This is a genomic window from Peribacillus sp. TH14, assembly GCF_016651145.1.
In the GTDB taxonomy this organism is placed as follows: domain Bacteria; phylum Bacillota; class Bacilli; order Bacillales; family DSM-1321; genus Peribacillus; species Peribacillus butanolivorans.
This window is the reverse complement of record NZ_JAEKEK010000001.1, coordinates 4,036,497-4,052,000: the sequence shown is the minus strand read 5'-3', so window position 1 is coordinate 4,052,000 and position 15,504 is coordinate 4,036,497. Positions and strand designations below refer to the sequence as shown.

Sequence of the window (15,504 nt, the reverse complement as noted above, 5' to 3'; positions counted from 1 at the left end):
ATTTCACTTAATAATAATTATTTTAAGCGCTTACATTAATAAATGCCAAATTGACATATTCGGCATTTCAATTGTAAAATTAACTGAAATTTAAGATAATTTTTCCCTTAGGAAGGTGTTTACACGTGTATCGGATTTTAGTAGCAGATGCCATCAAACCCGAAGGACTCGGACCGCTATCAGAGGCATCCAATATCCTTCTTATTCAAAAGACAGTAGAAGAAGCAGCAAACGAACTTGCTGAGATTGATGCAATACTTGTTAGAAGCGCAACAAAAGTTACGGAAGATTTAATGAACCGTATGCCACAGTTGAAAATTATTGCACGAGCTGGTGTCGGCGTTGATAATATTGACATCCCTGCTGCGACTAAACGTGGGATTGTCGTCGTTAATGCACCTGATGGCAATACCATTTCAACAGCTGAACATACATTTGCAATGATGGCTTCACTAATGCGCCACATTCCGCAAGCATATGCATCTCTGAAGAATGGGGAGTGGAAACGTTCTTCTTATACTGGAACAGAACTACGCGGTAAAACATTAGGTATAGTGGGTTTTGGACGTATCGGAGGAGAAATCGCCAAACGCGCAAAAGTTTTTGGTATGGAAGTCATTGTATTTGACCCATTCTTAACTGCTGATCGTGCAAAAAAAATGTCTGTCATTTCCCTGCCGTTAGATGAGTTACTTCCTAAAGCAGACATTATTACTGTTCATACACCTCTGACGAATGAAACTAGAGGATTAATAAATAAAGAAAAACTACTTACCTGTAAAAAGGGTGTTTATGTATTAAATTGTGCCCGTGGCGGAATTCTTGACGAAGATGATTTATATGAAATGATTGTTAAAGGGCATGTAGCAGGCGCAGCGTTGGACGTTTTCGTTGAAGAACCTCCGCTTGGCCATAAGCTACTTGAACTTGATAATGTCATTGCTACACCTCATTTAGGTGCTTCTACAAAAGAAGCTCAATTAAATGTTGCAGTACAGGTTGCACAAGAAGTGCTGACTTATTTTGAGGGAAATCCAGTTTCAAGTTCTATCAACCTTCCAGCCATTTCTAAAGAAGTGTTTGAAAAGGTTCAGCCATTTTATCAACTCGTACAGCAAATGGGATCAATTGCATCTCAATGTATGAAAGAAGGCATCCAAGAGATTTCCGTTACATATGCGGGAGAATCATTGGACTTTGATACAGCGATTTTGACAAAAAGTTTAATATCAGGCTTCTTTAAATCAAGAGTTGACGCTTCGGTCAATGAAGTGAATGCCTTGCTGATTGCAAAAGAGCGCGGTATTACCGTTGGCGAAAAAATCTCTGCAGACTCTTTAGGATATTCTAACCTGATCAGCCTTAAAGTAAAAGGTGATAACCGTGAACTAACAATCAGTGGCACTTACATTGAAAATTATGGTTCTCGTATTGTAAATTTGAATGGCTTCAAAATCGACTTCCATCCGGAAGAAAATTTACTATATATCCAACACACCGATAAACCTGGTGTAATTGGTAATGTAGGTAAGATACTTGGTGATCATGAAGTGAATATTGCAACCATGCAGGTAGGTCGAAAAGAAGCTGGCGGAGAAGCTATCATGGTTTTAAGTTTTGATAAACCATTAAGTGATAACATGAAGCAATTTTTAAAGGAAACAGAAGAAATTACATTCATGGCTCTCATTTCATTATAAGAAAAAAAGAATGTGCCCTTAATGCGGGCACATTCTTTTTTCTACGAGATTTTAGATACTCAGCAACCATTATCAAGATGTTTTATATAGCCCAGCTCCCGCTTCTTTTGACAACTTCCTCCCTTCAATTCACTTGGTTAGGGGCTTTGGGTACTACTATGTCTTCTGTTAGATTTAGATTGCCAACTTTTTCAATTGGAGCATTTTCAAACTTTACTCTGTTAAAGCCAAATTCCTTTGCAATAAAGAGAATAGCTTCTAAAGCTTGAAGAGAATCCTCACTATTTTCAATTGCCGCTTGTTCTGCTAATTGAATAGTCACAAGATCTCCATCTGAACTTATTTTTTCCCAAATTAAATCATCGGGGATAGCAGAAGATATCCCCTCTATGTCTGGCACCTCTTTTCCTGCCTGAAGTGCCTCCTCAAAGTCTTGATAATCCATATTACTTGGTACAAGAAACTTTGGTGAGGATTCATCACTTTGATAAAGTAGAAATGTGCGATTTTTTTGTTGAGGTATATCTGCTTCCTTTAAAAATCCTGCATGGGCAAACCTTGCACCTTGCTTTCCATCTGTAGCAAAGGTCATCTTCTCTATATTAAGATAGGACAGCGTCTCTTCCATCGTATGAAGAAAGAGGATATCCTCATCCAATAACTGGCTGTCTTCATGTAGCTCAATATGAGCAGTATTCATTTCGGTTCCTTGGGTAATCTCAATATCAAGCGGGAAATAGTCAGAGAGACCATATTGTTCCTCATTGATATCCGACATTTGATTAACTAACTGATTTAGAGTATCCGATTCATCATAACGATTGACAACAATTGAAATCGGGATGACAAAATTCTGTTGATTATCTGGCACACCCATGGTAATTGTCGATTTATTTTTCAGATCGCCTGGGTAAATTGCAGGAGCAAGGGCTACTGCCTTGTCCTTTTTTACCGGTTCACTATCGAAAACTTCTTCTTTAGTTTCTATATCTTCTTCACGCATACTCTGAAGCTTACTATTTTCCTCTTTGTCTTCGGCAGACTTATCTTTTACCTTTGCATCCTGTTGTTCATGATCTGGCAGGCTTTTAAGTTCAGAGACAGCTAATTTCTTATCGCTGCTCTCCTCTTTGCTTGTAGTCCCTTCTTTCCCAATAATCAGTGAAGAGGCCAAAACAACCATTAAGAATAAGGAGGCAACACCCACAATAAGAGGAAACCATTGTTTTTTCCGCTTTTTATTATGAATCCTTGCATACACCTCATCCTTTGTTCGTTTGTCTTTTACTTTCGGAAGCTGGTGAAGCATGTCTTCAATTTCGTTTTCTTTCCAACGGGGTTTTCTCAATGGGGTCATCCTCCTTTCCAGACAAATCTTCCATCATCTTTTTAATTGCTTTTAACGCACGATGCTGGGTTGTTTTAACCTTACTTTCACTCCAATTTAATACCTCCGCGGTTTCTGATATGGACAATGCTTGAATATATCGTAATATGATGACGGACCTTTGATCGACCGTGCATCGGTTCAAACATTGATATATATCATGGATATCATCATTCATAATAGCCACTTCATCCGGAATAGGCTGAGTATCTTTAATCATTTGCCTCTCCCAGTCGAAGTTAGAAAAGATTTTGTCTCTCCACCGTTTTTGTTTCCGAAAATAATCAATCGTCACATTTCTCGCAATAGAATATATCCACGTTTTTTCACTACTTTTTCCCTCGAATCGGTCATAGGCCTTCATAACCCTGATATAAACCTCTTGAACAAGGTCCTCTGCCGATTCCCGATTTTTAGTCATATAATAAATGAATTGATAAATTTCGTGATGATACTTTTCATAAAGATCGTGGAAAACGGAATCCATCATTTCCCCACATCCGTTCATAAATATAGTCGTCATTCATATATAAAAGTTACACTTTACATATGATCTTATTACAAAATTCAGTGAATTTCTATATAGAAGAGTCCTATTCACTAGAATATTACTAACCTGTTCTCTTTCTATGAAAAAAGACAAAGACAAGTTGGAAATAAATCCAATTGCCTTTGTCTCCACTGTTTCTATGAAACAAGATTTTCTGGCAAACAACCAGTTATTCATTCAGTATTTTCCATTATTCGAGGTAGAATAATGCTGAATGTCGTCCCTTTTTTAGGTAAACTGTTTACCGAAATGTAGCCATCATGGGCATTAATGATATTTTTAACAATAGCCAATCCCAAGCCAGTACCCGAACGACCGCGTGTACGTGCTTTATCCGCTTTATAGAATCTCTCGAATACAAAGGGTAAATCCTCTTCAGGGATACCCGAACCAGAGTCCTTCACATCAATAATCAGCCCTCTTCGATCACTTGTCCTTTGAATGACATCAATGTTCCCGCCTGGAGGGGTATGTCGAATCGCATTATCAATTAAATTCGTCAATACCTGTTCAATTCTGTCGGGATCGAAACACCACTCGATTCCATTGTCTTGAAGATTAGTGGATATCGTTATCCCTTTTTCTTTAGCTAACCCGGAAAATTTGCTTGTAATCCTCTTTAAATAAGATGAAATAGGTATGCATTCATAGTTGAGACTCATTTTTCCTGATTCCAATTTAGCTAGATCGAGTAAATCATTGACTAAACGGCCCATTCTTAGAGATTCATCATAAATAATCCTGGCCATTTCCATTTTTTCCTCTTCACTTCCAGCTATGTCATCAACAATCGCTTCACTATATCCTTGCAGCATTGAAATCGGCGTTCTTAACTCATGAGAGACGTTTGCTATGAAATCAGTCCTAAGTTTGTCCATACGTCTTTCATCACTCATATCACGAATGATAGCTACTGCTCCGCGAATATTGTCGGCATTTGTATATAAAGGACTGACAATCAATCCCCAGTCCCTACCCTGCAATGTAATTTCCCCGACTTGCTCCTTATCGAAAGACTCTGATTCATCAAATAGATTCATCAGTACCAAAGGGACATTTACATTATCTTCCCGATTGTAGCCTTTTTCAAAGTACCAAGATTGCAGAAATCTTTCCGCTGGCGGATTTGTTTCCAGGATAGTTCCATCTTTATTGAAGGTAATGACCCCATCCGCCATACTACTAAGGATGCTCGAAAGATGTTCTTTTTCCTGGCTAAGAGCATTCATATTGAATTTCAATTGCTTTCTCATCTGATTAAATGCTATTGCCAACTCACCAATTTCATCCTGCGTCAAGATAGGCACCTTTGTATCAAATTTCCCCCTAGCAATGGCTAGGGCGGCTTCCCTCATCTTCACCAGCGGAGCATTGATCCTTGTAGATAAAAAGAAAGCAAAAATCGTTGTTAAAATAATTGCAATCCCTGCTGCCAACAGAATGAATTGCGTTGTGGACTTAGTGGTTTCTTCCATGGATTCCAAGGATTGAAATAAGAAGACCTCGTCCTGCTCCCCATTTAGTTCAAGTGGCACTCCGACAACGATTGCAGATAATTCCTTATTTCCATTGTCATCAGATAGCGCCATTTCTTTTTTTACAGTCTTTCTTTCCGTAAAAACTTTCTGCAAATCGGGATCATTTTTAATTGACTCTGGCGTAATTTTAATCTCCTTATCACCGATTGATGAGAATATCATTTTGTCATCATTAAGGATAATCATTTTCGTTTCGTCGCCTATCAATTCCGAAGCTATTTGTAAAACATAATTGCTAGAGCCCTGATGATCATTTGTAACCTCTATGATCTGCTCTGCCGTTTTGGTTAAATCATTTTCAATATTTTCAATTTGAAAATTCTGAAAGAATTCTACTAATAGAACAGTTAAAACGATTAATACAAATGACACGAGCAATAGAATGGTTGCCCAAAGCTTCCCTACAACACTGCCCCATAACATCAGTCATTAATAACTTCGAACTTGTAACCGACACCCCAAACAGTGACAATCATCTTGGCAGCATTTTCGGATATACGGTTTAATTTTTCACGTAGGCGTTTAACATGCGTGTCAACAGTTCGAAGGTCTCCAAAGAATTCATAATGCCACACTTCTTTTAACAATTGCTCGCGATCAAATACTTTATCAGGTGATTTCGCTAAGAAATACAATAATTCATATTCTTTTGGTGTCAAAGATACCTCTTTATCATCAGCAAGTACACGATGTGCATCATTATCAATTGTTAAATGGGAAAAGACAATCACATCTTTTGTCGTCGTTTCGGTCTGAACGTAACTCGTGCTTGAAGAACGGCGTAATAACGCTTTCACCCTTAACACAACTTCACGAGGACTGAATGGTTTGACAATATAATCATCAGTTCCTACTTCAAATCCTTGGACCCGATTGACTTCTTCTCCTTTTGCAGTAAGCATGATTATAGGTGTTGTTTTTTTCTCTCTTAACTCACGGCAAACTTCGATTCCATCTTTACCTGGCATCATAATATCCAATAAAATTAAATCATAATCATTTTCAAGAGCTTTTGATAAAGCAACATCTCCATTTTCAGCTTCATCAATTATGTATTCTTCTCTTTCCAAATACATTTTTAACAAACGGCGGATTCTTTCCTCATCATCCACCACGAGAACTTTAATAGCATTATACATTATGTAATCAGCCTCCCTACATATATTTTACAAAATGAAAACTTCTATGACTAATATTTTTTCCTTCCAAAGTACGATAAATAGCCAATTCTGTTTAGCTTCTATGAACTATTCACCATTTTGTCACAATAAACACACTCCTTCTGTTCCCTCACTAATGCCTGCTGTTATTTCCCCCGGAATAACATGGAAATAAAAGTATAGAAAAAGGGATCATTCTTAGAAACATCGATAAGTATTCTCCTCGATGTTTCTACCAAAAGACCCCCTTAATCTAATTTATTAAATTACCGAATCAAGCATACGAATGCAAACCAGCAATAACAAGATTAACAAATATTAAGTTAAATATCATAATAGCAAAACCGATAACGGCTAGCCATGCTGATTTTTCTCCCTGCCAACCCTTTGACATACGCAAATGTAAGAAAGCTGCATAAAACAACCAGGTAACCAGTGCCCAAACTTCTTTCGGATCCCAGCCCCAGAATCGTGTCCAGGCAACTTGAGCCCAGATCATGGCAAAAATGAGGGCTCCAAGTGTAAAGATTGGAAAACCGATAAGAACCGAACGATAACTGATTTCATCCAATAAATTCAAATTTACATTTTTGACAATCGGTTTGATCAATGCGGCAACTCTTTTTCGAGAAATCAGTCTAATCAGACCATAAAGAACGAGTCCGATTCCCATCGACCAAATGACTGTATTCAGTTTCTTAGCATTAATTATCGCAGGCATGTTCACCAGTGGTTCAAATCGTTCTGTATCAGTTAGTTCCCCTTCATGGGGACCTACAAGTGCAGGAAGGTTAAATTCCTGTTTAGCCAGCTCATCATGTTTATCGACCCAATCAAAATTCGCTTTATAGTCCATGGCTGCGAAAGTTGAAGTGATAATGACAAAACCTATGGTACTTACTAACGTGTACATGATGATTTCGAGCCAGAACGTTCGTTTGCTCGATTGAGATTGATCTACGAATTTGACTAAATAAATTATAGCAGCAATAAAACTAATCGCAAGGATAGACTGTCCTGCTGCTGCAGTTGTTACATGAATATGAAGCCAATCACTCTGCAGTGCAGGAATGAGCGGTGAAATTTCTGTTGGGAACATACTTGCATATGCGATAATTAATAAGGCAATAGGTAAGGCAAATAGCCCAAGAGCAGGCAATTTATAAAGGAAATAAATTAATATGAAAGCACCAACCAGCATCATTCCGAAAAAGGTTGTAAATTCAAATAGATTACTTACCGGCGCATGCCCGGCAGCAATCCACCTAGTGATAAAATATCCAATTTGTGAAGCAAAACCGAGAATGGTAATCATAATCCCCAATTTAGCCCATTTGTTTTGTTTCTTTTCCTCTGCTCCTCGTTTATCCTTAATCGATCCTCCGAATAGAAAGGTAGCAATCAGATATAAAATAAAAGCTGCATATAAAAAGTTACTGCTTAATTCAGCCATTTAAAACTTCCCCCTTAGTAGAAGATTTCTCCTCCTCAAGTTGATCCGATGGTTCGCAAAGAGAAGTGGATTCTATCGCATGTTTTATATCTCTTTTAATACCGTGCCAGTTTTTGTTTGTATGGCCGGAAATTAATATCTCCTCATTTTTCCTTTTAATCCAAATACGTCGGTGATTCCAATATGAACCTTGGACGACACCTACCATAAAAATGATTCCACCTGTGAACAGAATCCACAGTGTAAGATCTTTTCTAACCGTCAAGGCAGTGACATCTTTAGTTTCTACACCATTAAAAGCCATTTTATATGTATTTTCACCTAATGGTTCCACAGTCTCTTTTATCGCAACAAAACTAACTTCACCATCTGGTTTATCCGGTGTGTACATTTTAAAGATAAATGCCGGATTATTCGGAATCTTCGATATCGTTCTTGGGTGGCCTTTTTCATCGAACTCGAAATCTGGGAAGTAACTGATTAAATCTACTGAATATCCCTTATTTAATTCGTATTTCTTTTGAGGGTTATTCAAATCAACCTTCAAGCTTCCATAATTCTCTTCGGTTTTTTTATTAATTAAATTAAAAGCCATCGTACTAAGTTCATCTAATTTATAGTCCACTTGGTAGAGAGCATAATGATCATGTTTCAAAGGTTCATTGACTTTAATTTTAAAATCTTTGAGCTTATCAAGGTCCACTTTTTCCCCAGGTATCGTTTCTCTCTGAGCCTCGTATAGTGTGACATCGGATTGATAGGTTTTAGCTATTGTACCGGTTTTGTCTATTGCAGCACTGTATTGCTCATCCTCTTTATTTTCCTTGTCATACACCTCTAAGGTAAACCCATTATTCTGGAGATAATATTCCCCATTTGTACCCGGAATTTCTTTCGTCTCGCCTTCTCGGAGCCAGAGAACTTTGTCAATATACATCCCGGGGACAGAGCGCAATAACGCCCCAATTAAAAAAATGATAAGTCCGATATGGTTTACGTAGGGTCCCCAACGTGAAAAACGGCCTTTTTCAGCAAGAATATTACCGCTTTCCTCTCGTATATGATAACGCTGCTTTTTCAATCTTTTTTTCACATCTTCAAGGTCGATATCTTGTTCATCCAGCTTTGTCACTCCATAAATTCTCTGACGTTTCATAAAACCGTCATGACGTGTGACTCCTTGTTTCTTCAATGAACGATATAAAGGAAAAAAGCGATCAATGCTGGCAATCAAAAGTGATATGCCTAACATGCCAATAATAATCAAATACCACCATGAACTATACAAATTATGAAATCCAAGTTCATAATACACCTTTCCGAACCAGCCGTATTCTAATTCATAATGCTCTGCTGGCGTCGCAGTCGAAGGGATGTACATTTCCTGTGGCAATATTGTACCAATCGCTGAAGCAACTAAGGCAATGACAATGAGCGTCACTCCTACCTTAACGGAAGAAAAAAAGTTCCATATCTTATCAATGATTGTTTTTTTATAAGTTTGTGAGCGTCTGGCACTACCTTCATATCGCATATCAATAAGCTTGTTTTCTTTTTCGTTTCCAAGTACCATCCCGCATTTACCACAAATTTTTGTACCAAACGGATTTACATGACCACAATCGCATTTTACTTCATTCATGTCAAAAACTCCCCAATATTATGGTTTAATTCTCTCCATATGCTTTTGGATGCTCTCTTCTGTCAAAGCTCCGGTAATGATATCTACCACTTCTCCCTCTTTATCAATCAAAAAGGTGACCGGCAAAATATCCACGCGATATGCATTCTCTACTTTACTACCATTATCGATCATGACAGGAAAGGTAAGATTATGTTTTGCAATAAAATTGTTGACAGCATAGTCAGATTCCCCAACATTCACGGCTAATATCTCAACGCCCTGGTCTTTGTAGTTTTTATATTGACTTTCCATATAAGGCATTTCATATTCACATGGCTTACAATATGTACCCCAAAAGTTCAAAAAGACACCTTTTCCTTTATAGTCGGACAACTTATGCTCTTTGCCTTCCATATCCGTCAAAACGAAATTAGGTGCATCTGATCCTTTTCGAAGACTTTCATTCTTTTCTTTAGTGAAGTTTGTATAAAGGGCAAACACTAAAGCTGCACCTAACAGCAGAAGAATGATGGTTCTGCTAACTAGGCGTCGCTTTTTTTTATCCATAGAAATCCTCCTAAGGCAACACTAAAATTTAACCATACCATCATACCATTTAACACTATGTCCATATTTTTTACATTTCCGAAGGTTTTGTGACACTCTTTTCCGATTTAGGAAAGAAAGGGTATTTACAGGTTGTTTTCCACCACCTATCCCTCTAGTTAGAAGAATGGGGTAGTGGTTTCAACCTATTAATACGGGATAACTTCTTTCTTACATTCTCCGTTGTTTAGGCTCGGTTGTTGCTAAAGTTCGCATTAATTTGACTTCATGTGGAGTCAATTCACGGGAGTCACCAGCAGTTAAACCTGCTAAAGTTAAAAAGCCATATTGTTCCCGCTTCAATTTAATTACAGGATGACCAATTGCTTCAAACATCCGGCGGACTTGTCGATTTCTTCCTTCGTGTATAGTGATTTCCACAATAGCCGTTTGCTTTTTTTTGTCGGTTGACAGAACCCTAGTCTTAGCTGGAGCTGTCTTACCGTCCTCCAATTTGATTCCCTTTTCTAACTTTTTCAAGCTTTCACGTAATGGCATTCCTTTCACTTTTGCCACATACACTTTATCTACTTCATGTTTCGGATGCATTAACGTGTTTGCAAACTCACCATCATTCGTTAAAAGCAATAAACCAGAAGTATCATAATCCAGGCGGCCAACTGGGTAAATCCGTTCACTAATGTAAGGGAAATAGTCCGTTACAACTTTTCTATTCTTGTCATCCGAAACTGCAGATATAACACCACGCGGTTTATAAAATAAGAAATAAACCGGAGCTTCTTTTTCAAGTGGGACTTCATTAACCTGAACCTTGTCATTAGGACCGACCTTCACACCCAATTCCTTCACTACTTTGCCGTTCACTTTTACCTTACCTTCTAAAATCAACTCTTCTGCCTTACGACGGGAAGCCAGTCCAGCATGAGCTATCACCTTTTGTAATCGTTCCATCTATCTTCACCCCATAGTATAATCATTCGTTTGTTATTGTCTATACATACACAATCATACAATTATTACATATAGAGAGGCAAAAACAAAAGGTTTTTCGTGATTAAGAGCTTATCTTTTATTATTACACCAATTATACAGACGGTTAAATGGGTTGGTTTCCATAATGAGTGTAACATAGCTTATTTTTCCATACAAAAAAATGTATCTTTTGATGAAGGTTTGATTTTAATAAAAAATACTTGTTGGCCTTTTGAAAAAAAACAGTTTACGTATAAGGACAAAAAAAGAAATGGAATGATCCATTTCCGTGACTTTTATTTCATTCCGAATACGAGAGTTACAACGACAACAGCGACTACAATTCCGATTAGATCCGCTAATAGACCAACCTTGAGCGCATCACCCATTTTCTTGATTCCCACAGCTCCAAAATAAACGGTCAAAACATAGAATGTGGTATCTGTGCTACCCTGAATGGTGGCAGCTAAGCGCCCAACGAAGGAATCCGGCCCATAAACTGAAATTAAGTCACTGGTCATTCCTAAAGCTGCCGTACCTGATATCGGGCGGATTATCGCAAGTGGTAAAACCTCTGCTGGAAAATGAAGCAGGGCAAGCAATGGATTTAATAAATGTACAATAAAATCCAGTGCCCCCGATGCCCTAAATACGGAAATGGCCACAAGCATTCCTACTAAGAAAGGTATAAGGGAAAAGGACATGCTAATTCCTTCCTTCCCCCCCTCGACGAAGGTCTCATAGGTAGGAACTTTTTTCAATGTCCCGTAAAGTAATATTGTTAGAATCAAAAGCGGTATCATCCAAATTGAAATGGTGGTCATCCAGTGCAACATCCTATTCCCTCCCGTTCCTTTTTCTCCTGTAATAAAAATATCGATCAATCGCAATCCCTCCAACCGCTGAAATGGCCGTGGCGATAATAGTAGGAAATACGATATCTGTCGGGGAGTGAGCATCATAATTCATTCGAATCGCAATGACAGTCGTTGGAATAAGTGTAACGCTTGATGTGTTTATCGCTAAAAAGGTGACCATCGAGCGGCTGACCGTTGCTTTTCCTCCATTAAGTTTCTTTAACTGCTCCATGGCTTTAATACCAAGAGGCGTGGCTGCATTCCCCAGTCCAAATGTGTTTGCCATCATATTCGATAATATATATCCCATTGCTGGATGATTGGGTGGGACCTCTGGGAATAGCCACCTCATAAATGGTCTGAACAAGTTGGAAAACTTATCGAGCAGTCCGGATTCTTCCGCTATTTTCATTAACCCCAGCCAAAAAACCAAAATACTCATCAACCCTAGACAAAGGGTGACTGCTTCCTTAGCACTGACAAAAAGAGCTTCATTCACTTGATCCATCGTTCCATTTATCATCCCAAATACGATGCCGATCACGGTCATTCCAACCCAAATATAATTAACCATTGCTTTTGATTCCTAATACTGCTTCAAATAGCTCAGCCCAGGTAGATTGAAAGGATTGATGCTTGAAGCTTTCTTTTGTTTCACCATAAAAAATTGAACGTGAACCGATTTTTTTTCCATCGAGATAGATAGAAGCTTTGCCAATTACTTCAGGAATTTTTCGTTTATCTTTCCAAGCCTTCTGTGGTTTCAACAATTTCATTTTCACATTGACCAGTTTTCTTTCTTCTTTCGTGAGTGGATACGAAAAATCGTTTTTAATATATACATGGCCTCTATACGTTTTATTTTTCATATCTTTTACCAAGCCCTCAGGTAAAATTTCAGTTGGCTTATATTCTTTAAAAGCGGATTCATACATTTGAATATGATCATTCCAATCGTCGGGACCATTCAATGTTACAGCTATTAGATCATGTTGGTTTTTTGTAGCCGTCGTGACCAGGGTACGCTTTGCCAGTTTGGTAAACCCTGTTTTCCCCCCTGTACAATACTCATATAATTGTGTCAAAAGTCGATTTTTGTTCTTCCAGACATAATCCCATTGTTCTGTTGAATTAGGTGCTCGGTGCACCTTAGTACCGGCAATCTTTGCATACGTTTTATTTTGCATAGCATAACGAGTCAGTAAAGCCATATCATATGCTGTTGAATAATGGTTATTCGTATTATCCAAACCATGCGGATTTGAGAAATTAGTATTCTTCATACCGATTTCCTCTGCCTTTTGATTCATCATCCAGACGAAGCCATCAAGGCTCCCGCCCACCTTTTCGCTGATTGCGACTGCCGCATCATTCCCCGAACGTAACATCAATCCATAAACCAAATCTTCAAGCTTAATCTTTTCTCCTTCTTTCAAATAAAGGGAAGAACCCTCAGTCCCGAAGGCATTACTACTAATCTTTACTGTTTCCCCCATTTTTCCCGATTCAATAGCCAGTATAGCCGTCATGATTTTCGTGATGCTGGCAATACGGTTTTTTTCATGAGCATTCACCTCATAAATGACCCTTCCGCTTTCCTCATCCATTAATATCGCGCTGTGGGCACTAACGGCTACGTTAGCATTAGCGCTTTGTACCGGTGCTAGAAAAGACAAAAGGAGAATGATAATAAACAAACCTGATAACCCTTTATATAGAAAACGCATGAGTGCCCCCTCGTCTCTTAACTTGTTTTTGTACAAGTTTATGCAAAGGGACAAGGGTTATGAATAAAAAGAATGTGAATATCTATAAGATCCTAGGATTTAAAAGGGCTTTTTCATATAAAACTTTAAATGACATTATACAAATTTACCCATGTACTAGAACATATCAAGATAAATCCAAATGCTCCTCCCACTATTGAGGAGTATGAAAGGAGAATCATTTTAAATTTTAGGTAGAGTGAATTTCGGATCCATGTTTGAACCCAAAAAAAAAATCGATAAGGGGACATGAGATGTCCCCCTATCGATTTAGCGTTCTATCATACTAACAATGCAGCGATTTCATCAATTTTCTTTGCACCGAATACTACTTCTTCATCATTGATGATCATAGCCGGCACGCTCATTACTTTATATTTTTTCTTGATTTCCTGGAAATTACTTATATCGACCATTTCAGCTTCAACGTTAGGGTTTTCAATAGCAATACGCTGTGCACCCACTACAACGTCTGGGCAGTAGTGACATGCCAATGATACCATAACTTTAATGTTCGCTTTTTTACTGATTGATTTAATCGAATTTAAAACAACTGAATCCAACGCTTGACCAGGTCCAGCTAGGTTATAAATAGCTAAAATGAAGGAATTCAACTCATGACCGCCTGGTACACCATGGTATTTGACACCACTGTATTCACCTCTCGAATTTATTAGAGAGACAACTGGGAACTTATCAGCATTGATTTTTTCTTCGATTTCCTTATTTTCACCTTTGTTATATAACTCAAGATGAAGTTTGTCACCTAATTCAGCAACATCCAACAAGAAATCACGCAATTCGACTGATTTTGGCAAACTTTCGTCTACAATAGATACCAACGTTACATCGCTTTCCATCTTGCCGAAGATTCCCTTTAATTGACCGCGTAGTGCGTCACTTAATAGAGGGCTCTTCCCTGCTGGAACAGCAGCCTGTTCTTTTTTCTCAGGTTTTTCAACAGCAGGCTCATCTTTAATACCTAAGCGATCTTTTTCTTCAGCAATGTATTTACCTGCATCCGTTGCTGCAATCGCTCCGTCAGAAACAGCGGTAATAATCTGACGCAAGGATTTTGGTCTTAAGTCGCCAGCTGCATATACACCTTTCACATTCGTTTTCATATCATCATCTGTGAGAATGTAACCAGCACTGTCCATTTCGATATGGCCGTTGAAAATCTCTGTTTTCGGTTCGTAACCAATGAATACGAATACTCCAAACGTACTGTCTTCTTTCTTCGCTTCATACTCAAACTCTTCCTTGGTAACGTTATTGATGAAGCGGGCACTTTGAATCATTCCATCCCCATATACCCCAAGGATTTCTGTATTGAATTTCACTTCAATCTTATCATTTGCCATTACTTTATCAACAATAGAAGGAGCACATGAGAAGCTTGATTCCCTGGCAATGATTGTGACTTTTGTAGCAAAACGAGTCAGGAAGATAGCTTCTTCAGCTGCTGCATATCCTGCCCCAATTACGAAAACTTCCAACCCTTCAAAAAATTCGCCATCACAGGTTGAACAATAAGCTACTCCACGACCAGTAAATTCTTCTTCCCCTGGGAATCCAAGTGTTCTTGGAGAGGCGCCAGTTGCAATTATTACAGCGCGCGCATGGTAATCCCCACTAAGCGTTTTAACGACCTTTACCTCACCAGAGAAATCCACTCCTGTTACATCAGCTTTGGCAAACTCCACTCCAAAATCTTCATTTTGAAGTTTCATTTCTTCAACTAACCTTGGGCCTGAAATATGACGAATACCAGGATAGTTTGCAATTTCTGATGTTGTTGCAGCTTGTCCGCCACCTGTACCCTTTTCAAGAATTATTGTTTTAATTTTAGCTCTACCTGCATATACACCCGCAGAAAGACCTGCAGGACCACCACCAATAATTATTAAATCATGTATTTTTTCCATAG

The 15,504-nt window shown here is 38.3% G+C and carries 13 protein-coding genes; 1 reads left to right on the top strand and 12 read right to left on the bottom strand.

Annotated features, from left to right (window positions below; genetic code table 11):
* Positions 1–125 precede the first annotated feature (125 nt).
* On the top strand, positions 126–1,700 hold the full coding sequence (gene serA / locus JFU50_RS19755; RefSeq protein WP_201223755.1) for a phosphoglycerate dehydrogenase: 1,575 nt from the start codon (positions 126–128) through the stop codon (positions 1,698–1,700).
* Positions 1,701–1,824: 124 nt separating this feature from the next.
* Here the strand turns inward: serA and JFU50_RS19750 are convergent, their stop codons facing one another.
* From JFU50_RS19750 to JFU50_RS19695, 12 genes are all read right to left on the bottom strand, one after another.
* Positions 1,825–3,048: a hypothetical protein gene (locus JFU50_RS19750; protein ID WP_201223752.1), complete on the bottom strand. Its 1,224-nt coding sequence runs from the start codon at positions 3,046–3,048 to the stop codon at positions 1,825–1,827.
* Positions 3,014–3,574, bottom strand: a complete 561-nt coding sequence (gene sigX / locus JFU50_RS19745; RefSeq protein ID WP_201187932.1) for an RNA polymerase sigma factor SigX — start codon at positions 3,572–3,574, stop codon at positions 3,014–3,016. Before sigX ends, JFU50_RS19750 begins: the two co-directional genes overlap by 35 nt.
* Before the next feature lie 236 nt (positions 3,575–3,810).
* Positions 3,811–5,601, bottom strand: coding sequence for an ATP-binding protein (locus tag JFU50_RS19740; protein WP_201187934.1), 1,791 nt, complete (start codon positions 5,599–5,601; stop codon positions 3,811–3,813).
* Positions 5,598–6,314, bottom strand: coding sequence for a response regulator (locus JFU50_RS19735; protein WP_053346821.1), 717 nt, complete (start codon positions 6,312–6,314; stop codon positions 5,598–5,600). Before JFU50_RS19735 ends, JFU50_RS19740 begins: the two co-directional genes overlap by 4 nt.
* A 295-nt stretch (positions 6,315–6,609) precedes the next feature.
* Entirely contained in the window at positions 6,610–7,788 is a 1,179-nt protein-coding gene (gene ccsB, locus JFU50_RS19730; protein ID WP_056525138.1) for a c-type cytochrome biogenesis protein CcsB, read from the bottom strand.
* Entirely contained in the window at positions 7,781–9,430 is a 1,650-nt protein-coding gene (resB, locus tag JFU50_RS19725) for a cytochrome c biogenesis protein ResB (RefSeq protein ID WP_201185671.1), read from the bottom strand. Before resB ends, ccsB begins: the two co-directional genes overlap by 8 nt.
* Positions 9,431–9,448: 18 nt before the next feature.
* Positions 9,449–9,979 (bottom strand): thiol-disulfide oxidoreductase ResA, encoded by a 531-nt coding sequence (gene resA, locus JFU50_RS19720; protein WP_056525144.1) that lies wholly within the window; start codon positions 9,977–9,979, stop codon positions 9,449–9,451.
* Positions 9,980–10,189: 210 nt separating this feature from the next.
* Complete coding sequence (gene rluB, locus JFU50_RS19715; protein WP_053346825.1) at positions 10,190–10,930, bottom strand: 23S rRNA pseudouridine(2605) synthase RluB; 741 nt, start codon at positions 10,928–10,930, stop codon at positions 10,190–10,192.
* Between the two features lie 317 nt (positions 10,931–11,247).
* The gene (locus JFU50_RS19710) at positions 11,248–11,775 is read right to left on the bottom strand and encodes a spore maturation protein (protein WP_446728186.1); all 528 of its coding nucleotides are present in this window, start codon (positions 11,773–11,775) and stop codon (positions 11,248–11,250) included.
* A 13-nt stretch (positions 11,776–11,788) separates the two neighbouring features.
* Complete coding sequence (locus JFU50_RS19705) at positions 11,789–12,382, bottom strand: nucleoside recognition domain-containing protein (protein WP_201185673.1); 594 nt, start codon at positions 12,380–12,382, stop codon at positions 11,789–11,791.
* Positions 12,375–13,535: a D-alanyl-D-alanine carboxypeptidase family protein gene (locus JFU50_RS19700; RefSeq protein WP_057217421.1), complete on the bottom strand. Its 1,161-nt coding sequence runs from the start codon at positions 13,533–13,535 to the stop codon at positions 12,375–12,377. The genes JFU50_RS19705 and JFU50_RS19700 overlap by 8 nt, the downstream gene beginning before the upstream one ends.
* Before the next feature lie 320 nt (positions 13,536–13,855).
* Positions 13,856–15,502 carry an FAD-dependent oxidoreductase gene (locus JFU50_RS19695; RefSeq protein ID WP_201223750.1) on the bottom strand — a complete coding sequence of 549 codons (1,647 nt, stop codon included), beginning with the start codon at positions 15,500–15,502 and terminating at the stop codon, positions 13,856–13,858.
* Positions 15,503–15,504 lie beyond the last annotated feature (2 nt).